The organism is Streptomyces sp. NPDC001717 (assembly GCF_042892775.1).
Classification (GTDB): Bacteria; Actinomycetota; Actinomycetes; order Streptomycetales; family Streptomycetaceae; genus Streptomyces.
This window is the reverse complement of the sequence record NZ_JBIAUK010000029.1, coordinates 56,269-77,482: the sequence shown is the minus strand read 5'-3', so window position 1 is coordinate 77,482 and position 21,214 is coordinate 56,269. Positions and strand designations below refer to the sequence as shown.

The following is a 21,214-nucleotide window of genomic DNA, read 5'->3' as shown; positions in this document are numbered from 1 at the left end:
ACCCGTGCCTACCCGTCCCATGGGCACCCATGCTTGCGGGGAAATTACGTCGCCGCCGGCTCAGCGGTGCCGAGGACGGCGGCGTGAGCGGCAGATTGCGCGAGATCGCGCGGGAGAACGCGGAGATCGTGGCGACCGGCGGCTACCGGACGCGGTCGGGGCGGCACGTGGCGTTGGCCGCCGCCCTGGGGAAAGCCAAGGCAAAAACAAGAATATATGGACCAAACCGAGTCATTCCAGACGGGGAAGTCCTCCGCGGATCTGCTGCGACGGCCGTCGAGGTCACGGGGGAGAGCAGTACGGTCGCGATCCGCAGGCTCGCCGAGGGCGGTCGGGAGCCGGCCGCGCGGGCACCCCGGGTGGCGGTGCCGAACCTCGCTTCGGCCCGGAATCCCGGGGGGCGGCCGTGTTCGCGGGGCCACGGCGCGGGAGGAGGCGGTGTGCCGGGCCTCGGCCCCGTACGAGACGCTCCTGGAGGCTCCGGAGTACGACGAGGCCCACCGCGCGGAACGCGGCACCTTCTACACCGACCGGGTGATTCACTCGCCCGGAGCGCCCGTCTTCCGCGACGATCGCGGCGCGCTCCTGGAGGCCCCGGAGGCGGCGGCCCGGCGCGCGGCTCGTACGGGAGCGGGCGGTCCTCGCGGTGCCGGACCGGGATCCGGCACCGCGGACGGCCTTCGTGTGGACGTTCGAGGGTCATCCGGGGTTCGAGCGGCCCAGGGGCCCGGAGGCTCCGAGGGATCAGGGCCGCCCGGCGCGGAGGCCGTCCCGGGGCCGAGGCGGACGCGCCGTATGTGCGGCCCGTGCCCCGGCCGGTCCGGCGGCCGCTACTGCCAGCCGTAGCGCTCGCGCAGCCGGTCCACGACCAGCCGGAAGCGCCGCAGGTCCAGCGCGCAGGCCTCGCGCCGCATCCCCGTCTCGTGCACCCGCAGCACCCGGTCGACGTCCACCCAGGACTCCCGACCCGCGCTGTCCCAGGGCCCCGTGCCGATCGGGACCCACTCGCGGTCGCTGTCGTGCCGCTTGCTGGACAGCTGCACGGCGAGCAACGTCCGCCCGTCCGCCTCACGGGCCACGACCAGCACCGGCCGGTCCTTGCCACGCCCGTCGTTCTCCTCGTACGGGACCCAGGTCCACACGATCTCGCCCGGGTCCGGGTCCCCGTCGTGGTCGGGCGCGTACTCGGTCCGCACCGGCCCGATGGCGCGCGGATCGGCCTCGACGGTGGCGTCGGCCCCGTCGCGGCCGGGCTGCTCGGTGTATCCGTTGCTGTGATGCGAAAGTGCCGTCATTCGGGCGAGATTACTGGCTTCACCCGTGCCGCAGCACGCGGTGGCCGAGTGTCGGGGACAGTCGCATGATCGTCCGAAGGTGCCTCGTCAACCCTATGTGGATCTCGGCCTTGTCGCGCTGGATGGCGCCGATCACGGCCCCGGCGGCCTGCGCCGCGCTGATCTTGCCGCGGCCCCGGCCCCGCGTCATGTCCGTGTCGACCAAGGGCAGGACGGCATCGATGACCTGGATGCCCGGGGCCGAGTCCTGGCACTGATAGCGCAGAGAGCGGCTGAACGTGCGCAGCGCGGCCTTCGTGGCGCAATAGACCGGGGCCGAGGGCTTCGGCGCGATGGCCAGCCCACTGGTGACGTTGACGATCGCGGCGGACGGCAGACGGCGGAAGTGCGGCAGCAGCCCCGTCGAGAGGGTGATCACGGCGTCCAGGTTGACCGCCGTCTCGCGGCGCAACACCGGACGCAGCACCCGCGGATCCTCATGGAAGAAATCGGTGATCGTCTGCACGCCCGCGTTGTTGACGACGACGGACAGGTCGGGAAACCGGTCCGGCAGCCCGTCGGTGAACCCCTCGACCGCGTCGAGGTCGGCGAGGTCCAGCACCTGAGTCGACACCCGGTCGCCGTGCCCGGCCGTCAGGGCGTCGAGCCGCTCGCGGTCGCGTCCGACCGCCACCACGTGCGCTCCCTCGGCCACCAGCCGGTGGGTCAACTCCGCGCCGACGCCGCGAGCGCCGCCCGTGACGAGAACGGTTCTGCCGGTGAGGTTCATCCGTGACTTTCCTTCGTTGAGTGGTGGTCCGTGCGCCCCGGGCCGGGCCGACGCGCGAAGGCCGCTCGGTAGGCGGCGGGTGTGACGGCGGTCCGTCGTTTGAACTCGCGGGTGAAATGCGGCTGGTCGGCGTACCCGCAGGCGAAGCCGACCAGGCACGGTGCGTGTTCGCCGGCCAACAACAGGCCGGCGGCCGCCTCCGTACGGATCGATCCGAGCAACCCCTGGAAACCGCCGGCCCCTTGCAGCCGTCGCTGGAGGCTGCGGGAGGAGGTACCCAGCTCGGCGGCCACGACGTCGAGCGTCCAGCGCCGGGCGAGGTCGCCCGCGAGGAGGGTGCGCGCCCGCGAGACCGGATCCAGGTCCGGGGCCGCCGCATGCGCGGGCGCCGGTGGAGCCGGGTTGGAGGGGGCCCGCCGAAGCGGCCACAGCCACGTGAACCGCCACAGCGAGGTGTCGCAACCGGGCGGCGGAGCCCGGAAGACACCGTCGGCGAACACGACCGTACGCCGGTCCCGACCTGCCGTGACGGTGAGGTCCCGCGCCCCGGTCATCGTCAGGAGAACCGTCAGGACGCCCAGTACGAGCACGTTCTCGGCGGGCTCGGGAGGGGCCCCGGGCGGTCCGGCATGCTCGGCGAGCAGATCGCGCTCGCCGGCCTCCCGGAACACCACGTGGTGGCGTGAACGCGTGAACCGTTCCAGCCGGCGCCACCGCTCCAGGAGCTCCGGCGGGCCCTCGGCCCCCAGGAGGGCCGCCACGACCGGATCGGAGGCGATCTTCGGAAGCACCACACCGACGCGCAGCAGCGGCAGGAGTCCGTACGCCCGCGCGACGCCCCCGAGAAAACGCCGCTTGACGTCGAAGGGAAGCAGCGCCCCGTCCGTGACCGGTGCCGATGAAGCGGCGTCGATGCCGTCGTCGGCGAGCGCCCGCCGCACCGCCGCCACCAGCGTCGAGCTTGCGAAGTCGTCCATGAGCCGCCCCCCCCGTTCCGTGTTGCCCAGGGCAAGGTATGCCCGGTGCGGCCGCGGGGTCTTGAACGATCACGCCACCCGGGGCCGGCGCACGCGGCGTGGTGATCGGGGCGAACGGGCGCGTCAGCGCATCTTGAGCGAGTGTCCGGGGGCGAGGGCGTCCGAGATGCGTTCGGCGATCGGCTGGGCCGAGTTGCCCGCCGGGCTCTTGGGACCCTGCGTCACCGTCACCGAGATCGCGAGCTTCTCCGCCGGCAGGTACGCCGATACCGCCGCATAGCCCGAGAACGAGGGGTTCGTCAGGGTCCAGCCGTTGAGGACGATCACACCGAGGCCGAAGTGGTGGGCCTCCGTGTTCGTCAGCAGGCACACCGTGGCCGGGCAGGTGGCCGTCGGGTGTCCCAGGCCGATCGTGCCCGGATCGAGCTGCGTCTTGAAGGACTGCGCGGACAGCAGCTCCCCGGTGCCGACTGCGCGCGCGGACCGGTCGAGGTCGCAGATGTCCTGGACGAGGACCGCGCCGGGCGCGGTGGTCCACGAGGGGTTCCAGAAGGTGGACTCCTCGTACTTGCCCCGCTCCGAGGTGAAGGCGTGCAGGGCCGGCTCCGGGATCCGCGGCGTGTACTGGTTGCTGGTCTGGCTCAGCCCGAGCGGGTTCATGATCTGCTCGGTGAGGAGCCGCTCCAGCCCGACCCCGCTGATCTTCTCCAGAGCGGTGCCCAGGAGCGCGAAATTGGCGTGCGAGTAGCTCCAGTTGGTGCCCGGCTCGTACAGGAGCGGCTTGTTCGTCGCGTAGCTCGTGATCTGGTCCGTCGTCCAGTGCCGGAACGGGTGGGACTCCAGCTCGGCGAGGAAGGCCGGGTCCGTGACGTAGTCGTGCAGGCCCGAGGTGGAGCTGCCGAGCATCCGCAGGGTGATCTCCGAGCCGTGCGGCAGGTCGGGCAGCCAGCGGGACACCGGGTCGTCGAGGGAGGCCTTGCCCTGCTCGACGAGGCGGAGCAGGGCGATGCCCATGTAGACGATGCCCACCGAGCCCGTGCGGAAGTGCATCGACGGCTCGGCCGGGACCCCGGTCATCGATTCCCCGAGAGCAGTGGTGAGCACGTCCTTGCCGCCGGAGGAGACCCGCAGGACCACCGTGTTCAGTCCGAACTCCCGCTGGGCCTTCTGCGCGATGGCCAGGACCTTGGCGGCGTCTCCCCGTGCGGGTCCGGGCGAGGTCACGCAGGCTTCCGTCGCCGCCGAGGCCGACGCCGGGCCCGATGCCGGGCCCGCGACGGTCGCGGCCGGAAGGGCCGCGCCCAGCAGGCCGGCGATGCACAGCAACACCGTACGCGTGCGTTTCACCCTGCCAGTGTGGAGGGGCGGGTGCCGCGGCGCACGCCGGCCCGGGGCGGGCTCCCGCCGCCCCCGTCGGTCGGACCGTACGGGGGCGGCGGGAGGGCGTCAGATCCAGCCCTCCAGCGAGGCCATGAAGCCGTCGAAGTCGTCGCGGTGGATGGTGTGTCCGGCCCCGGCGACCGAACGCACCTCGAAACCGCGGCTCTCCAGCAGCTCCGCGCGCTCCCGCGAGATGATGAAGCTCGGATCGGCGAGCTGCACGAGCGAGGGGACGACCGGCGCGGCCGGCGTCAGGTCGGTGCCGAGCAGCGGGGCGAGGCCCAGTGCGGTGCCCTCGTCCCACACCGCCAGCGTCGCCAGTTCGACGTCCACGTCCGCCTCCTCCCAGCGGGGGTTCATCCCCTGGATCTGTTCCCTGGTGGCCGACTTGAACTGCGCGAACAGCTTCGGACCGAAGCCCTCCTGCGGGGAGGCGAGGTGCCAGGCGGGGTCCGAGAACACGGCCCGGCGCGGGCGCAGCCGCTCCACGGCGAGCGACAGGGTCAGGCCGCCCAGGGAGTGGCCGATGGCGAGCTCCGCACCGGCGGGCAGGCTCTCGACCAGGTCGTCCGCGTAGCGCTCCGGGGGGTACTCGCCGCGGCCGCTCGCCCCGTGGCCCCGCTGGTCGACGGCGATGACGCGGTAGCCCCGTTCGGCCAGCGCGGGTCCCACCCGGCGCCAGGTCCGGTGGTCGGCCATGATGCCGTGGATCAGGAGGGCGACGCGGTCTCCCTCGCCCCAGGTGTGGGTGTGCAGCTGCACGGTGGTGCCTTTCTCTGCTGATGTGCGATGTCGGGCCGTGTCGTACGGGTCGTGCGTACGTAGGTGCGTACGCGTGTGCGTTCGTGCGTCAGCGCACGCTGCGGATCGGCTTCACCGCGAGGGCGCCCGCCACGGCCAGCACGGCCGCGACGATGAACAGGGCGGTGTAACCGCCGCTGAGCGAGACGACCACGGAGGCGACGAACGGCGCGACGATCTGCGGGCCGGCGTTGGCGATGTTGAGCACACCCATGTCGCGGGCCGCGTCCTCGGCGCTGGGGAGCACCATCGTCACGAGCGCGGTGTCCACGGCCATGTAGCAGCCGAACGCGAGCCCGTTGACGGCGGCGAAGGCCAGCATCGCGGTCCAGCTGGTCGACACCGCCGGGATGACGAGCGCGACGGCCGACAGGAGGGCGGAGGCCCCGACGAAGAGCTTGCGGCGGTCGAACCTGTCCGACAGGTAGCCGCCGAGGACCGTGGAGACCACCATCGCCACGCTGGTCAGCGGCATCAGCACCGCCACCGCGGACTCGGGCTCCATCCCGTCCGGCAGCACGGTGTGGTCCTGGAGGATGTACAGCTGGTAGCCGGTGACCGCGAAGTACCCGAGGACGAGCAGGGCCCGCCCGATGAAGGCCCACCGGAAGTCGTGGTCCTTCAACGCGCCCACGAAGGCCGCCAGTTGTTCCTTGACGGGCATGGGGGCGCGGGACGGCAGCCGCTCTTCCCGGGTGCAGGCGGTGAAGAGGACGGCGGCGCCCGCGACGAGCGCGCCGAACACGAGGTACCCGGTGCGGTAGTCCTCGGAGAAGGCCGCGCCGACCAGCGCGCCGATCGTGGAGCCGAAGGGCAGGCCGAGGCCGACGGCCGCGGAGGCCTTGCCGCGCGCGGAGACGGGGACGCGGTCGGGGACCACGGAGGTGATGGCGGCCTGGTAGACGTTCATGACGGCCTGGCCGAGGCACCAGACGATCGTGATCAGCAGGATCGTGTGCGCGAGGCCGAGCAGGAACATCGCCGGTACCGCGGCCAGCCCGCCGCCGAGGATCCACGGGTTGCGTCGTCCGCTGCGGTCGGAGAGCGCGCCGGCGACCGGGTTGAAGACCGTGGCGAAGACCGCCGAGACCCCTGCGATCAGGCCGAAGTTCGAGACCTTGTTCGCCGGGTCCACGTCCTCGACCTGGAGGGCGAGCAGGACGCTCGCGACGCCTATGTAGAGGGCGTACATGGCGGTGTTGCCGACGAGCAGCAGGGGGAGCAGGCCGCGTCCGGGGCGGCCGGACGGGGAGGAGGCGTCGGCGGAGGTGTCGGTGGTGGCGTCGGTAGCGTCGGTGGTGGCGGCGCTCGTGGTGCCGGAGCCGGGGGAGGAAAGGGCCACGGTGCCCTCCTGGGCGGTGAGGGTGCGGGTGGAGGGGGGTGAGGGGTGGTGCGACGAGGTGGTGCGGTGAGGGGTGCGCGCGCCGCCCTGCCGCGATGGCGGGGTGCGAAAGGAACGCGACAGGGCGGCGGCGCGAGGACACGGCGGAACACCACTGTCAGGTGAGATGTCGCGCCGTGGTTACACGTGTCAATGACTCGTGTAACCACTGTGTACCATCCGTTTCCGGCCATCCGCTAGCCCCTGGGCGCAACAGGTCTGGAAAGATGCCACGGCAATGTCTGAGTCATCGAAGTCATCGAAGCCGTCCGGTTCCCCGCCGTCGCCTCCGTCGCCGCCTCCCGTCCCGACCAGCGCCGACGTGGCCCGGCTCGCCGGAGTGTCGCGGGCGACGGTCTCGTACGTGCTGAACAACGCCGAGGCCGTGCGGATCAGCGAGCCGACCCGCCGCAAGGTCCGTGAGGCCGCCGAGGAACTGGGTTACGTCCCGCACGCCGCCGCCCGCAGCCTGCGGGCCGGGCACACCCGGATCGTGCTGCTGCCCACCCCGAACGCTCCGATCGGGCCGCTGTACAGCGCGTTCCTCAACGAACTCCAGCGGGCCCTGCGCCGCCTCGACTACACCGTGGTCCAGTACGGGAGCCTCGGCCTCGACGGGGACGAGGCAGCCCGCGCGTGGGCGGAGCTGCGGCCGGTCGCGGTGATCTCGCTCGGCGAGACCACGCTCACCGCCCGCGGGGTCGCCACGCTCAAGAGGGCCGGGGCGCGCGCGGTCATCACGATGGGTCCGGACCGGGTGCCGGGGGCGCACGCGCTCGTCATGAACCAGGAGGACGTCGGCGCGCGGGCCGCGGCGCATCTCGTCGAGCGGGGCCTGCGGCGGATCGGTGTGATCGTTCCGCGGGAGGAGGGTCTGGAACTGTTCTCCGTGCCCCGGTTGGCGGGTGCCCGTTCGGTGGCGGGCGCGGAGGTCGAGGCCCTGCCGATGGCGTACTCCGAGGAATCGGCCGGCGCGCTCGCGGCGCGGTGGCGGGGGCTCGGGCTGGACGGGGTTTTCGCATACAACGACGAGTACGCGATGTTGCTGATGCGGGCCTTCCAGGACGAGGGGCTGAGCGTGCCCGGGGACGTGTCCGTCATCGGGGCCGACGACCTGCTCCTCGGGCGGCTGCTGCGGCCGCGGCTGAGCACGGTGCGGATCGAGATGCCGACCGGTGGCCACCTGGCGTCGCTGGTGGACCGGGCCGTACGGGAGCCGTCGGAGCTGCCGCAGTCGCCGGAGCGGGAGGACCTGATGGCGGCGGTGGCGGTGCCGCGCGAGTCGACCTGACGGTCGGGCGTGTGGTGCGGGTCGGCGGTCCGGGTGCGGGCCGGTCGCGCGGGGCTCCGCCCCGGAGCGCGCCTTGAACGCCGGCGGGGCTGGAGTGGCCTGCCGGAGCCGGGATGGCGGGCCGGGGCGGGTGGCCGTTGACAGGGGGTGAGGTGCGGACGGAGACTTCGGGCGCGCCCCACCGGGTGCAGCCGGTGTCGTGTTCCGGTGCCCACACCGGCGCCGGGGCGCTGCCGGCCGTACGGATCCGCCCAGGAGAGACCCCATGAGCATCCGCACCGTCCGCGACGTGTACGTCGTCGACGCCGTCCGCACCCCGATCGGCAAGTTCGGCGGGGCCCTCGCCGGAGTCCGGCCGGACGACCTGGCGGCCCACGTGGTCCGCGCGCTGGTGGACCGTACGCCCGAACTCGACCCGTCCCGCATCGACGACGTCGTCTTCGGGGACGCCAACGGCGCCGGTGAGGACAACCGCGACGTGGCCCGCATGGCGGTGCTGCTCGCCGGGCTTCCCGTGAGCGTCCCCGGGGTCACCGTCAACCGGCTCTGCGGATCGGGTCTGGAGGCCGTGGTCCAGGCCGCCCGCGCCATCGCCGTCGGTGACGCCTCCGTCGCCATCGCGGGTGGCGTGGAGTCCATGAGTCGCGCGCCCTGGGTGGTGCAGAAGCCCGAGCGCGCCTTCCCCGCCGGACACCAGCAGATGTGGTCGACCACTCTCGGCTGGCGGATGACCAACCCGCGCATGCCGGAGGAGTGGACCGGCTCGCTCGGCGAGGGCGCCGAGCTCATCGCCGACAAGCACGGCATCACCCGCGAGGCGCAGGACGCCTTCGCCCTGGAGAGCCACCGCAAGGCCGCTGCCGCGTGGTCCGCCGGACAGTACGAGCCCGAGGTCGTGCCCTACACGGGCGTGGACCTGCTGCGCGACGAGTGCATCCGGGAGGGTTCCACGCCCGAGGCGCTGGCCCGGCTGAAGCCCGCCTTCCGGAGCGACGGCACCGGTACGGTCACCGCCGCCAACTCCTCCCCGCTCAACGACGGCGCCGCCGCGCTGCTGCTGACCGACGAGGCGGGACTCGCCGCCACGGGACGAGAGCCCCTCGCCCGGATCGGCGCCTCCGCCGTCACCGGCATCGAGCCCCAACTCTTCGGCCTGGGCCCGGTGGAGGCCGTCCAGCGCGCCCTCGCCAAGGCCGGACGCGGTTTCGCGGACCTCACCACGTTCGAGCTCAACGAGGCTTTCGCCGCACAGGCGTTGGGCTGTCTGGCGGCCTGGCCGGAGCTCGACCCGGCCGTGGTCAACCCGCGTGGCGGCGCCATCGCCCTCGGCCATCCGCTCGGCGCCTCGGGCGCCCGGCTGGCGGGCTCGGTCGCGCACCAGTTGGCGGCGGCCGGCTCCGGAACCGGCATGGCGGCGCTGTGCATCGGCGTCGGGCAGGGCATCGCGCTCGTCCTGGAGCGCTGAGCCCGTCGGCTGACGCAGGACGGGCGATCATTTCCGGTCACCGGAGAATGTCAACTGCCCAATAAGTGAACAGATGTGGAGCCTCCGGTCTGGCACGATGGCGCGTGCTGCCGCCCCCCGCGTACCCGTCGCACGCCCATCCCCACCGGAGGCCCCGAGCCATGCCGCTCCTCGACCCGACGCTCTGGCAGGACGGACCCACTCTCACCGGCGGCGCGGCCCCGGTCGTCGAACCCGCCACCGGCCGCACCCTCGCCACCCTCGACCTCGCCGCGCCCGCCGACGTGGCCGAGGCCGCCGTACGGGCGCAGGCGGCCCAGCGCGACTGGGCGCGGGCCACGCACCCGGAGCGGGCGGCAGTGCTCCGGCGCGCCGGGGACCTGTTCGCCGCCCACGCCGACGAGCTGGGCGAATGGCTGGTCCGGGAGTCCGGGTCGATACCCGGCAAGGCCGGCTTCGAGCTGCACGTCGCCGCGCAGGAGTGCTACGAGGCGGCCGCGCTGGCCTCCCGCCCGACGGGGCAGGTGCTGCCCAGCGAGGCGCCCCGGCTCTCCTTCACCCGCCGGGTCCCGGCCGGGGTGGTCGGGGTCGTGGCCCCGTTCAACGCCCCGTTGATCCTGGCCATCCGGTCGGTCGCGCCGGCGCTGGCGCTCGGCAACGCGGTGCTGCTCAAGCCGGACCGGCGCACCGCCGTGTGCGGAGGGCTGGCCCTCGCGGCCGTGTTCGCCGCCGCGGGGCTCCCGGCCGGGCTGCTGCACGTGCTGCCCGGGGGAGCCGAGACGGGGGCCGCGGTGGTCGCCGACCCGCGCGTCAGGGTGATCTCCTTCACGGGGTCGACCGCCGCGGGCCGGACCGTGGGCGAGCTGGCTGGCCGTCACCTCAAGCGCGCGCACCTCGAGTTGGGTGGCAACTCCGCCCTCGTCGTGCTCCGTGACGCCGACGTCGAGGCCGCCGTCGCGCAGGCCTCCTGGGGCTCCTTCTTCCACCAGGGCCAGATCTGCATGACGGCCGGGCGCCACCTCGTGCACGCCTCCCTGTACGACGAGTACGTGGAGCGCCTCGCCGCGCGCGCCGAGGCGCTGGCCGTGGGGGACCCGTACCGCGAGCAGGTGCACCTGGGCCCGCTGATCGACCGCGCCCAGGTGGAGCGCGTACACGCCCTGGTGGAGGCCAGCGCCGAGAACGGCGCCAAGCTCGTCGCGGGCGGTACGCACACCGGCCTCTTCTACCGGCCGACCGTGCTGGCCGGCGTCGGCGACGACACCCCCGCCTACGCCGAGGAGGTCTTCGGCCCGGTCGCGCCCGTACGGTCCTTCGCGACGGAGGAGGAGGCGGTGGCCCTGGCCTCCGCGGGCCCCTACGGCCTCTCCCTCGGCATCGTGACCCGGGACGCGGGGCGCGGGCTGGACCTGGCCGAGCGGATCCCGACCGGAATCGCGCACGTCAACGACCAGACGGTCAACGACGAGGCGGTCGCGCCCTTCGGCGGCGTGGGCGTTTCCGGAACCGGTGCGCGCTTCGGCGGCGAGGCCAACCTGGACGCCTTCACGGAACTGCGGTGGACCACGGCCCGCACCACCCCGGCCGGCCACCCGTTCTAGCCGCCGTGGCGCCGATCCGGTGGGCCACCGCCACCCGGGGCGGGCTGGTGGCCGCCCACGCCCGGGAGTTGACACCGAGGGCCTTGCGCAGCGCGGGGTGGCCGCACGCGGCGAGCACGGCGGCCGGCGCCCCCGGTCCGCCGCCCGCGCCCCGAGTGCGGGGCCGCCGGTCACCTGACGCAGCAGGGCGAGACCGGTCGACTGGGCGGCGGCCGCGTTGGCGAGAAGGAACAGGGCGGTGTCTTTCGGAGGGCCGGCGGCCGGCCCGCCGTTCGTCCGGAATGCCGGAGGCCGGTCGGTGGTTCCATGGGGTGACGAATCAACGAGGAGGTCCGAACACCGTGGCTACAGTCGAGCTCACCAAGGAAAACTTCGACCAGACGATCAGCGAGAACCCGTTCGTGCTGATCGACTTCTGGGCGGGCTGGTGCCGGCCGTGCCTGCAGTTCGCCCCCGTCTACGACAAGGTCTCCGAGGCCAACCCCGACCTCGTCTTCGCCAAGGTGGACACCGAGGCGCAGCAGGAACTGGCCGCCGCCTTCGAGATCACCTCGATCCCGACGCTGATGATCGTCCGGGACCAGGTGGCCATCTTCGCCCAGCCGGGCGCGCTGCCGGAAGCGGCGCTGACGGACCTGATCGGGCAGGCCCGCGGGCTCGACATGGACGAAGTGCGCGCGAAGATCGCCGCTTCGCAGCAGAACGGCACGCCGGAAGCCTGATTGCCCGCCGCGGCCGCCGTCCGGCGGTGACACTGGTCCGTATGACCGAAGCGGTGGAGTACGACGTCGTGGTGCTCGGCGGGGGACCGGCCGGCGAGAACATCGTCGACCGGACCCGGGCCGCCGGGCTGAGCACGGCCCTGGTGGAGAGCGAACTGATCGGCGGGGAGTGCTCGTACTGGGCCTGCGTGCCGAGCAAGGCCCTGCTGCGCCCGGTGCTGGCCCGGGCCGACGCGCGGCGGGTGCCGGGTCTGGCGGGCGCCGTCGCGTGGCCGCTGGACACGGAGGCGGTGTTCGAGCACCGCGACTACTGGACGGGCAACTGGAAGGACGGGGGCCAGGTCGACTGGCTCGACTCCATCGGAGCCCACGTCTACCGGGGCCACGGCAGGCTCTACGGGGTCCGCAAGGTGGCCGTCACCAGCCCCGAGGGCGTGCACCACGTCCTCTCGGCGCGGCACGCGGTGGTCGTCGCCACCGGCACCCGCGCCGTCATCCCCGACCTGCCCGGCATCGGCACGGCCGGCCCGTGGACCAGCCGCGAGGCCACCTCGGCGCGGGAGGTGCCCGGCCGGCTGCTGATCGTCGGCGGCTCGGTGGTGGCCTCCGAGATGGCCACCGCCTGGCAGGGCCTCGGATCGCAGGTCACCGTGCTCGTCAGGGGCCCGCGGCTGCTGCCGCGCATGGAGCCCTTCGCGGGAGAGATGGTGGCCGACGCGCTCCGCGAGGCCGGCGCGGAGGTCCGTACCGGCGTGAACGTCGAGGCCGTCGTACGGGACGGCTCCACCGGCCCCGTCACGGTGGTGCTGGAGGGCGGCGAGACCCTGTGGGGCGACGAGCTGCTGATGGCGACCGGCCGGGCGCCCCGCACCGACGACATCGGGCTCGACACCATCGGCCTGCCCGCCGGGGAGTGGATCGGGGTCGACGACGGCTGCCGGGTACCCGGCCACGACTGGCTGTACGCCGTCGGCGACGTCAACCACCGTGCACTCCTCACCCACCAGGGCAAGTACCAGGCCCGGATCACGGGCGCCGCCATCGCCGCCCGTGCGGCCGGCACACCGCTGGACACCGGACCCTGGGGCGCGCACACGGCCACCGCCGACACCCGGGCCCTGCCGCAGGCGGTCTTCACCGACCCCGAGGCCGCGGCCGTCGGCCTGACCCTCGCCGAAGCCGAACGGGCCGGACACCGGGTGCGGGCCGTCGACTACGACATGTCCAAGGTCTCCGGCGCCGGCCTGTACGCCGACGGCTACCGCGGCCGGGCCCGGATGATCGTGGACCTCGACCGGGAGGTGCTCCTCGGGGTGACCTTCGTCGGCCCCGGCGCCGCGGAACTGATCCACGCGGCCACGGTCGCGGTGGCCGGAGAGGTACCGATCGCCCGGCTCTGGCACGCGGTCCCGGCGTTCCCGACCATCAGCGAGATCTGGCTGCGGCTGCTGGAGGCGTACGGCGGCTAGCCGTCTCTTGCGGATCTTGCCTGGCCGAAAGAGACGGCGTGGGCGGCTCATGTGCGCAGGTACGAAGCCCCGTTGACGTCGAGCACCGTGCCCGAGCTCCAGGCGGCCTCGGGGGAGGCCAGGTAGAGGACGGCCGAGGCGATCTCCTCCGGGGTCGCCACCCGCCCGAACGGGCTCTGGGCACGGATCCCTTCGCCCTCCGGGCCGTCGAGCCGGCCCGAGACCCGTTCCGTTGCGACGAAACCCGGGGCCACCGAGGCGACCGCGATGCCGTGGGGCGCGAGGGAGACGGCCAGCGACTGCCCGAGCGCGTGCAGCGCCGCCTTGGTGGCGCCGTACGCCGGATGGTCGGGCTCGCCCCGGAAGGCGCCGCGCGAGCCGACGTTCACGATGCGGCCCGCCCGGCCCGCGTCGATCATGCGGCGCGCCGCGCAGTAGCTGAGGTTCGCCGCTCCGAACAGGTTCACCGCCGCCGTGCGCTGCCAGGCCTCCTGCCAGTCCGCGTACGAGGTGGTGGGCAGCGGGTGGGCGACCATCACCGCCGCGTTGTTCACCAGGACGTCCACCCCGCCGAGCGCCCCGTCGGCCTCGCCGACCAGGGCCTCCACCCGCGCCGGGTCGGCGAGGTCACCGCTGACGAGCACGTGTCCCTCGCCCGCCAGGGCGGCCAGGGTCTCCTCGGCGTCGGCCTGCCGCGCGGAGCAGTGCACCGCGACCCGGTCGCCCTGCCGGGCGAACGCGGCGGCGACGGCTCGCCCGATGCCCCGCGAGGCCCCCGTGACCAATACTCCTCGGCTCATCCGCCGCTCCTCCCGTCCGCCGGCGCACCCGCGCCCGCAAGATTCGGCCGCCGCAGCTCCTCGGCTGCCGTGGTCGTCATGAGGTCAGCTCCGTCAGGTCGGCCAGCACCTCGGACACGATGATCGGCGACAGGTCGCCGAACCTCAGAGGATACGTACGGGAACTCCAGTGGTCACCGGGCTGCCGGTCGAGCCAGATGGTCTCCAGCTTCTGGTCCGGGAACTCGTCGATCATCCCGACCGCGATGCCCATCTCCAGCCCGATCACCAGATGGCACTCGTGGCCCAGCCGACGGGAGAACCACCGCTCCACTCCCGCGTCCTGCGGCTCGCCGCGCTCCCAACCCCGCTTCTGCAGCCCGAGCAGTTTCCCGACCGGCACGGTGAAGCCCTCGAATCGGGTGAGCCGCGCACCGCCGGCCTCCTCCTCGGTCACGGCCATCACGGGCCGCCCGAGCTGCGGGAAGGGCTGCACGACCCCCTGGACCGCGAACAGCTCGGACCACTCCGCCAGAACGCCGTCCAGCTGCAACGGGTGCGCCAGGGTGATGGTCGCGTCGTCCGCGAACCTCACCGCCTCGTCCTCGACATCGGCGTACGTACGGTCCTCGGCCACCCGGAACGCGGTCACCTCGCCCTCGGCCTCGGCCCGCCAGACCAGTCGCCGCACCAGGTGCCACACCAGCGGATGCTCCACGAACAGTTGACGGAACTCGGCGCCCGTCCACGAACGGCCGTCCACCATCGCGGCCTCCAGCCGCCGGATCTGGTCCGAGGCGATCGTCCGCACGTCCTTCTTCAGCGCCATGAACCGCTTGCGCTCGGCGGTGGCGAGCTCCGCCTCGTCCCGGGCGCCGGGCCTCGGCAGGTCCTTCAGGCGCCGGCCCTCCTCGTCCAGGACGTAGGGCTTCAGCTGCTCGTCGAAACCGACCGTGAAACGGCGCGTGCCGTAGTCGACGACCGTGCTGCCGTCCGCTTCGAGACCGAGATCGGGCACCAGACGGTCGGACAGCTGCTCACCGGTCAGCCCCAGCTCGGCCGCCACCTCGGCGATCTTCTCCTGCGCCCGGACCTTCAGCGCCTTGAACTTCACCCGCTGCCCGATCCCGTGCAGGTGCAGCAGTGCGACGTCGCTGCCGATCGACGCCAGGACCTCGAGACCGTCGACGGCCCGCTGGTGCGCGCCCTCGCCGGGCCACGCCCGGATCACCGGGGTGAGCGCCCTCACCGTCTCGTCGTCACCGAACCAGCCGAGGGCGTGCAGTGCCCACGCGTCCTTGGGAGGCATCCCGGCCAGCCGCCATTGCACGAACAGCGCCCACATGAAAGCGCCCAGGGACTCGCGCGTGCACAACTCCCGCACCTGCTCGAGCCCGGGGAACTCCGCACGCGGAGAGGACACCGCCAACATGGTCAGCACGTGTCCGGCCGCCGACGCGGGCAGGGCCCCGCCGGACTTCAGCAGGATCTGCGGCAGCGCCTGCGGATCGGTCCAGTCGGCCGGCCTGGGCATCCGGGCGGGCAGCGCCGTCGCGAGCGGATCGGAACCCAGCAGGGGCTCCAGGGCCTCGGTGGCCTCCGGACCGAACTCCGCCACCACCTCCCGTACGGGACCGGCGCCGTGCGCCGTCACGATCACCAGCAGCGCCCGCTCGGCCGCGGTGCGCTCCGCACCCGGCGCGCCCAGCGCGTCGGGGACGAGCAGCCGGGCCGCGTCGCCGCCGTGCCGCAGGCACCAGGAACGCGCCGTGTCACCGGCGACCTTGAGCCGGACCAGCCACTCGGCCATCAGCCGTGCCACGCGCAGGTCGAGGAAGGGAAGGAGCAGCGGTGCCATGGCGGTCGGATTGCGGGTCGCCATGTTCAGGGCCACATGGAGCGCGGCCAGTTCGTGGCGGGCGACCAGCGGCTTGTAGGCGCTCAGCCCCGGGTAGGCGGAGCCGGATCCCTGCCAGTCGGCGAGCAGCGGCCGCATCTCCTCGACGGGGCCCTTGACGAGCACCCCCAGCGTGTCCCATACGCGCATCCGCGCGCCGGTGCGCAGCTGTTCGATGTACGTCTCCATCGGGTGGTACCCGTGCCAGGCGGTGACCCAGGACTCCGTGGTGGCCCATGCCTCCCGCTCGCCGGTCCGCCAGGCGATGCTCGCCCCCGCCGGCGCCACCAGCCCGCTGACCACACGCGGCTTGACCACCGTCCGCTTGCGCGTCCACGGAGGGCTGCCGAGCAGCGGAGGCAGCGCCTCCACCGGGACTTCCGCCACCCGCTCCGCACGGTCCACGAGGGGAGCGACGACCGCGGCGAGTTCCTCGGAGAGGGTCGGCAGAACATCGGAGGCGAGGTCCCGATGGGCTGCCGCGTGCCCGACCAGCAGCTGACCGGCCAGTGTCGCCCCGGGGCCCGTGCCGAGCGAGGCCCGCGCCAGCACGCGCAGTGCCCTCACCGGGTAGCGGCGCGCCGCGGCGGCCAGGGCCGTCCGTACGTTGTTGTTGTCGAGGTGGTCGACCAGGCACCCGAAGGCCTCGTCGGACGGCAGTTCGGCCAGCGCTCCCGCCATCAGCTTGACCTGGGACGCCTCGGTGTAGGGGCTGTTCAGCTCGCCGGCCAGGAACGGGACCATCCCCGTGCCCACGCCGTCCGCGAGCGTCGCGATCAGGGAGGTGTTCCAGCCGCGCCAGCCGAGCTCCATCCGGCCGCCGAACAGGGCGACCTGTTCGGCCGAACCGAGGGAGCACAGCAGCAACTCCCGCACCGTCCGCTCACGGTGCCGCAGGGCGGTCGGACGGGCGCAGCACTCGTCGACCCACTGCTGCTCGGAGGGAGCGATGTAGCAGGTCACGATGTGTTGGCGGGTGCTGCGTCGGGCGCGCGAGAGCACGGCGACGGCGGCCCGGTACGTCTCCTCGTCCGCCACGGACAGCAGGGCCCTGACGCGGTCCAGGGCAGGCCGGACGACCGAGGTGCCCCAGGCGCCGTGCGCGTCGTCTTCGGCACGCGTGGTGATCCCGTCGTCGGGCCTGCCCATGCCGAACAGTGGCCGGACGTCGGACAGTTCGGCGGCCGCCAGCGCGGCGAACGGCAGCCCGAACTCGGCCGCCCAGGCGTCCGCGACCACGGCGAAGGACCGGCCCTTCGCCGTCAGCAGCGTCGCCAGGACCGCGGCGCCGAGCGGACTCCTGCTGCCGGACCGGTGGGCCCGAGCGGCCTCCACGAGATCGGGGTCGCTCTCCGGGGAGGCGAGCGCGCGGTCGATCGTCAGCGCACTCTGGTCGATCCACTCGCGCAGTTTCCGCGGCGCACCCGCGTCGACCGCGCGCACGGTCCCGGCCACCCCTCCGCGCCGCGGATGCAGATTCCGCTTCCAGGCCGCGGGCAGCGCGAAGGAGTCCTCGTCGACGGGGGCGACGGGGGCGACCGGGGCGTCCGGCACGTCCGCGGTGGCCGGCGCCGCGGCCGCCGGAGCACCGGCGCCCTCGCCCGCGCCGATCTCCGCGTACCCCTTCCGCTCCTTCTCAGCCACCGACTTGAGCAGGTAGGACTGGGCGTCGGCGGCGGAGTCGAACTCCTTGACGCGGGTCTGGCCGGACGTCCCGGTGCGCCCGAAGCGGACGGTCACCGAGGTGCCCTCGGCCCCGGCCTCCCAGAACTTGGCCGAGCCGCCGTCGACGTGCTCCCAGCGCCGCACGCTGCCTCCCCTTGTCGCGCGTGATCAGTTGACCGAAACAGTAAACGGCTCCACTGACAACGGGTTCCACGGGCTGTGGAGGAGAGGCGCGGCCGGATCCCCGGACGTGTGACCACGTATTCTTCGGCGACATCTCTCGACCGGAGAAGTCAAAGGAGACATCGCCCGTGATCGTGATCGCCCATCTCAGCGACGTCCACATCGACGGCGGCGAGCGCGCGGCCGAACGCACCCGCGCCGTCATGGAGTACCTGGACGGACTGCCGTACGACCTCGACGCCGTGCTGGTGAGCGGGGACATAGCCGACGAGGCCCAGGACACCGAGTACGAGCAGGCCGCCAAACTCCTGCGCTCGCGGCACCCCTTGGTCGTGTGCCCCGGCAACCACGACGAACGGACCGGTTTCCGGCGCGGCATGTTGGGCGAGGAGACGCCCTCGGCGGCCCCCGTCGACCAAGTGCTGCGCGGCGAGGGCTTCGTGCTCGCCGTGTGCGACTCCTCCGTACCCGGAGAGCACCACGGCTACCTGGAGGAGTCCACGATGGCCTGGTTGGAGGAGGTGGTGGCCGGCACCCCGCGCGAGACCCCGGTCCTGGTGGCCTTCCACCACCCGCCGGTCGAGCTGCACGCCCCGTACGTGGACGGGATCCGCCAGTTCGGCGAGGAGCGCCTCGCCGCGCTCGTCGAGCGGCACCCGCACGTGAAGGCGTTCCTGTGCGGGCACGCGCACACCGCGGCGGCCACCACCTTCGCGGGCCGGCCGGTGCTGGTGGCGCCGGGCGTGGTCTCCACCATCCGGCTGCCGTGGGAGGGGCGGCGGGGCGCCGACGAGTGGGTCCACCTCGACGAGCCGCCGGCCGTCGCCTTCCACGTGATCGGAGACGACGGCCGGCTGACGACCCACTACCGGGTGGTCATGGGCCCACGGTGATCTGCTGGGCGGGGTCGGTGGTGTCGGTGACCAGGTAGACCGCGTTGAAGGTGGACGAGGTCGCGCTCGTCGGACAGCCGAACCCGCCGGTCACCTTGACGGGTACCGACGCGTTCGTGAAGGTCAGGTTCGACGGCGCGCCGTTCGCCCAGGTGCCGCCCACGTTCGCCGCGGCGGTGGGCGCCGCGGTGACGGTACAGGTGGCGAGGCCGGTCGTCTTGACCACCAGTCCGCCCACCGGCACGGTCATCGTGGCGGTGATCGGGGCGCCGTTCTGCATCGACACCGACCAGGCACCGCTGGTGGTGACCGTCGGCGTCACGCCGGGCATGCTGGAGGTGCAGGAACTGTACGTCGGCGGGGAGATCGGCGACGAGACGGGCCCGGCCGCGTTCTGGTTGCCGGGCGCGGCCGGCACCGTGCCGGTGGAGACGGAGACCGAGCAGGTCACCGTCACCGAACCGGCCTTGAGGGTGGCCTTCCCGCTGAGGGTGGCCTTGAAGGCGTGCCCGGCCGGGGTCACGGTGGTGGACCCGGCCGCGGGTAACGGAGCCGCGGTGAGCGGGGCGGCGGAGGCGCTGAACGAGGCCAGCGAAAGGGCGGCGGCGGCCGTGCCGAGGGCGAGAGCGGTACGCGTACGGCTCATGGCTGTGCTCCTTGGGGATCCTGGTGCACGGTGGGGGACGGTTGCGGCGGGACTGCGGAAGCGGAAGCGGAAGCGGAAGCGGAAGCGGGTGCGCGGGGCGGCCGGGACGGCTGCCAGGCGAACATCAGGCCGCCGCCGAGGATGCCGAGCAGGGTGCCGATCAGGAACCCGCCGAGATTCGACAGGACCAGCGCGGCCGTGGCGATCAGGGTGGTCAGGACACCCGCGAGGCTGCGCTGAGCGGGAGAGAACCAGGCGGTGAGGCCGAGCACGATCATCACGACGCCCATCAGGACGGACGGGATCCCCGCCACCCCCTGCTGGAGCATGATCTTCAGCGGTGCCAGGGGCAGGACGCAGATCCAGGCCCCGGCGAGGACTGCGAACAGCCCGCCCCAGAAGGGCCTCGCGCGCCGCCACCGCCTCCACCGCAGCCACCGCCCGCGACGGCTCAGAAACATTCCTTCTTGCCCTTGGAAATGTCCATGCGCAGACCGGAGAGCTTGAAGGTGCCGGCGTTGGTCGCCCACGCCGTCTGCTGCAGATTGCCGATGCGGACCGTGTCGGCCTGCTGGGCGAAGAGGTCCTGCATCCCCTGGGCCTCGGCCGGGCCCTTGTCGAGGGTGGAGGCGTCGCGCCCGATCTCGATGTTGCTGAAGACCGCGTCGCCGGAGAGCTGCGTCGCGTCCACGAACAGGTTGCTCGCTTCCACGGGCTTGTCCCGGCCGGCCGTCAGGTTGAGCGAGATGTCGCCGATCACCGGGAGCGAGGTGACCACCGACTGGCACAGGCTGTTCAGCTTCGCCTCCCGGATGGCGGTCACGGCCACCGGGATGAGCTCCTCGCGGGCGTTGACGTCGACGCTGCCGTACTGGGCGAAGCCCTCGCCCTCCAGGCTCTGCGCCGACACCTTGAACTGCTGCCCCGATACGGCGAAGGAGGCGGCGAGGGCGCCCTGCGCGAGGGCGATGCCGAGGCCGGCGGTCACGGCGACGGCGGGTACGGTCAGGACGGCGAACCGCCGCCAGCGGACCCGGCCGGAGCCGGCGTCCTCATCGAGACCGGAAGGATCAGAGTCATCGGAAGTGCCGGATAAATGCGGGGAATTGACCATGAGATCGTCCCTTTTTTCGGCTGTGCACCGTTGTTACCGACGAGTTGAATGTAAGAGTGCCAATGGGGGTTGGCAAGGTTGTGCGAGCGCACCCTTTGAGCCGACTCCTACTGCTCCGTACGCAGCAGTTCGGCGACCTCCGCGTCCACCCGCCGGGCCATCGCCCGAGCGAACTCCGTGGCCACGACCTCGCCGGCCACCGGCCGGAGCGCCGCGACCGCCTCGGTGACGTGCCGCAGCTGCGTGGCCGAAAGTCGCTCCAGCCCCTCCGGTCCGATCACGTGCTGCCGGAACAGCCCCACGAACCGGTCCGCGAGGGCCGCCGCCTGCGCCTGTACGAAGTCACCCGCGTCCAGGATCTCGGCCAGCGGAACCCCCTGCCGCACCAGCGCCAGCGTCGCGTCCAGCAGCCGCCGACTCGGGTGCGTGACCAGGTCCCCGTCCACGGTGACGTACCCCAGTTCGGCGGCCCGACGGGTGTCCTCGGCGGTCGCCGTCGGCCCGAACAGCTCCCGCAGTTCGGCCCGGGTCATCGTCACCGGCTCCTCCCGGACCCAGTCCCGGGTCATCTCCCGCTCCAGGCCCAGCAGTCCGGACAGCCCGCCGCCGCCCTCCCAGGCGTGCAGCAGCTCCGCGATGCCGTTGACCGTGTACCCGCGACCCAGCAGATCGCTGATCAGCCGCAGCCTCGTCAGATGGTCCTCGGAGTACCAGGCGATCCGGCCCTCCCGGCGCGGCGGCGGCAGCAACCCGCGCTCCTGGTAGTAGCGCAGGTTGCGTACCTTGACGCCGGCCGCCCGGGCCACGTCCTCCCGGCGGTAGCGCCTGCCGCCGCCCGTGTCATCACTCTCAGCCTCGCTGCTCACGCGGCGAAGCATAGGACGTA

At 73.0% G+C, this 21,214-nt stretch carries 19 protein-coding genes and 1 pseudogene; 8 read left to right on the top strand and 12 right to left on the bottom strand.

Annotated elements, in window-relative coordinates; translation table 11 throughout:
- Positions 1 to 29 precede the first annotated feature (29 nt).
- Positions 30 to 341 (top strand): annotated as a pseudogene (locus ACFYZL_RS32370) (poly(ADP-ribose) glycohydrolase domain-containing protein); the annotation flags it as partial.
- A 97-nt stretch (positions 342 to 438) separates the two neighbouring features.
- The gene (locus ACFYZL_RS32365; protein ID WP_388683923.1) at positions 439 to 846 is read left to right on the top strand and encodes a TIGR02452 family protein; all 408 of its coding nucleotides are present in this window, start codon (positions 439 to 441) and stop codon (positions 844 to 846) included.
- Here ACFYZL_RS32365 and ACFYZL_RS32360 read toward each other — a convergent pair.
- From ACFYZL_RS32360 to ACFYZL_RS32335, 6 genes are all read right to left on the bottom strand, one after another.
- A complete protein-coding gene (locus tag ACFYZL_RS32360; protein WP_384745371.1) occupies positions 831 to 1,295 on the bottom strand; it encodes a type II toxin-antitoxin system PemK/MazF family toxin in 465 nt (154 codons plus the stop codon). The genes ACFYZL_RS32365 and ACFYZL_RS32360 overlap by 16 nt on opposite strands.
- Positions 1,296 to 1,314: 19 nt before the next feature.
- Positions 1,315 to 2,064, bottom strand: coding sequence for an SDR family oxidoreductase (locus ACFYZL_RS32355; protein WP_388683920.1), 750 nt, complete (start codon positions 2,062 to 2,064; stop codon positions 1,315 to 1,317).
- The gene (locus ACFYZL_RS32350; protein WP_388683918.1) at positions 2,061 to 3,041 is read right to left on the bottom strand and encodes a helix-turn-helix transcriptional regulator; all 981 of its coding nucleotides are present in this window, start codon (positions 3,039 to 3,041) and stop codon (positions 2,061 to 2,063) included. The genes ACFYZL_RS32355 and ACFYZL_RS32350 overlap by 4 nt, the downstream gene beginning before the upstream one ends.
- A gap of 123 nt (positions 3,042 to 3,164) precedes the next feature.
- Positions 3,165 to 4,388 carry a serine hydrolase domain-containing protein gene (locus tag ACFYZL_RS32345; protein ID WP_384745365.1) on the bottom strand — a complete coding sequence of 408 codons (1,224 nt, stop codon included), beginning with the start codon at positions 4,386 to 4,388 and terminating at the stop codon, positions 3,165 to 3,167.
- Positions 4,389 to 4,487: 99 nt separating this feature from the next.
- Positions 4,488 to 5,183, bottom strand: a complete 696-nt coding sequence (locus ACFYZL_RS32340) for an alpha/beta fold hydrolase (RefSeq protein WP_388683915.1) — start codon at positions 5,181 to 5,183, stop codon at positions 4,488 to 4,490.
- Positions 5,184 to 5,271: 88 nt separating this feature from the next.
- Positions 5,272 to 6,564 carry an MFS transporter gene (locus tag ACFYZL_RS32335; protein ID WP_388683912.1) on the bottom strand — a complete coding sequence of 431 codons (1,293 nt, stop codon included), beginning with the start codon at positions 6,562 to 6,564 and terminating at the stop codon, positions 5,272 to 5,274.
- Positions 6,565 to 6,841: 277 nt separating this feature from the next.
- On the opposite strand from ACFYZL_RS32335, the gene ACFYZL_RS32330 reads away from it, so the two are divergent.
- From ACFYZL_RS32330 to ACFYZL_RS32310, 5 genes are all read left to right on the top strand, one after another.
- Entirely contained in the window at positions 6,842 to 7,894 is a 1,053-nt protein-coding gene (locus ACFYZL_RS32330) for a LacI family DNA-binding transcriptional regulator (RefSeq protein ID WP_384745360.1), read from the top strand.
- A gap of 265 nt (positions 7,895 to 8,159) precedes the next feature.
- Positions 8,160 to 9,359, top strand: coding sequence for a thiolase family protein (locus tag ACFYZL_RS32325; RefSeq protein ID WP_388683910.1), 1,200 nt, complete (start codon positions 8,160 to 8,162; stop codon positions 9,357 to 9,359).
- Positions 9,360 to 9,520: 161 nt separating this feature from the next.
- On the top strand, positions 9,521 to 10,960 hold the full coding sequence (locus tag ACFYZL_RS32320; RefSeq protein WP_384745357.1) for an aldehyde dehydrogenase family protein: 1,440 nt from the start codon (positions 9,521 to 9,523) through the stop codon (positions 10,958 to 10,960).
- A 341-nt stretch (positions 10,961 to 11,301) separates the two neighbouring features.
- Positions 11,302 to 11,682 carry a thioredoxin family protein gene (locus ACFYZL_RS32315; RefSeq protein ID WP_384745356.1) on the top strand — a complete coding sequence of 127 codons (381 nt, stop codon included), beginning with the start codon at positions 11,302 to 11,304 and terminating at the stop codon, positions 11,680 to 11,682.
- A 41-nt stretch (positions 11,683 to 11,723) separates the two neighbouring features.
- Positions 11,724 to 13,151, top strand: a complete 1,428-nt coding sequence (locus ACFYZL_RS32310) for a dihydrolipoyl dehydrogenase family protein (protein ID WP_388683907.1) — start codon at positions 11,724 to 11,726, stop codon at positions 13,149 to 13,151.
- A 47-nt stretch (positions 13,152 to 13,198) separates the two neighbouring features.
- Here the strand turns inward: ACFYZL_RS32310 and ACFYZL_RS32305 are convergent, their stop codons facing one another.
- Both ACFYZL_RS32305 and ACFYZL_RS32300 read right to left on the bottom strand, forming a co-directional pair.
- A complete protein-coding gene (locus ACFYZL_RS32305) occupies positions 13,199 to 13,951 on the bottom strand; it encodes an SDR family NAD(P)-dependent oxidoreductase (RefSeq protein WP_384745353.1) in 753 nt (250 codons plus the stop codon).
- A gap of 76 nt (positions 13,952 to 14,027) precedes the next feature.
- Positions 14,028 to 17,636: a WGR and DUF4132 domain-containing protein gene (locus tag ACFYZL_RS32300; protein WP_388683904.1), complete on the bottom strand. Its 3,609-nt coding sequence runs from the start codon at positions 17,634 to 17,636 to the stop codon at positions 14,028 to 14,030.
- 167 nt (positions 17,637 to 17,803) lie between these two features.
- Here ACFYZL_RS32300 and ACFYZL_RS32295 point away from each other — a divergent pair, with 167 nt between their 5' ends.
- Entirely contained in the window at positions 17,804 to 18,568 is a 765-nt protein-coding gene (locus tag ACFYZL_RS32295; protein ID WP_384745349.1) for a metallophosphoesterase, read from the top strand.
- On the opposite strand, the gene ACFYZL_RS32290 is transcribed toward ACFYZL_RS32295, so the two are convergent.
- The 4 genes from ACFYZL_RS32290 to ACFYZL_RS32275 all read right to left on the bottom strand — a co-directional run bounded on the left by ACFYZL_RS32290 (position 18,552) and on the right by ACFYZL_RS32275 (position 21,194).
- Positions 18,552 to 19,214 (bottom strand): hypothetical protein, encoded by a 663-nt coding sequence (locus ACFYZL_RS32290; RefSeq protein WP_384745347.1) that lies wholly within the window; start codon positions 19,212 to 19,214, stop codon positions 18,552 to 18,554. The two genes, ACFYZL_RS32295 and ACFYZL_RS32290, sit on opposite strands and share 17 nt — an antisense overlap.
- Complete coding sequence (locus ACFYZL_RS32285; protein ID WP_384745345.1) at positions 19,211 to 19,675, bottom strand: DUF6114 domain-containing protein; 465 nt, start codon at positions 19,673 to 19,675, stop codon at positions 19,211 to 19,213. The genes ACFYZL_RS32290 and ACFYZL_RS32285 overlap by 4 nt, the downstream gene beginning before the upstream one ends.
- Positions 19,666 to 20,328 (bottom strand): DUF6230 family protein, encoded by a 663-nt coding sequence (locus ACFYZL_RS32280; protein WP_384745343.1) that lies wholly within the window; start codon positions 20,326 to 20,328, stop codon positions 19,666 to 19,668. The genes ACFYZL_RS32285 and ACFYZL_RS32280 overlap by 10 nt, the downstream gene beginning before the upstream one ends.
- Before the next feature lie 107 nt (positions 20,329 to 20,435).
- Positions 20,436 to 21,194 (bottom strand): MerR family transcriptional regulator, encoded by a 759-nt coding sequence (locus ACFYZL_RS32275; protein WP_384745341.1) that lies wholly within the window; start codon positions 21,192 to 21,194, stop codon positions 20,436 to 20,438.
- Positions 21,195 to 21,214 lie beyond the last annotated feature (20 nt).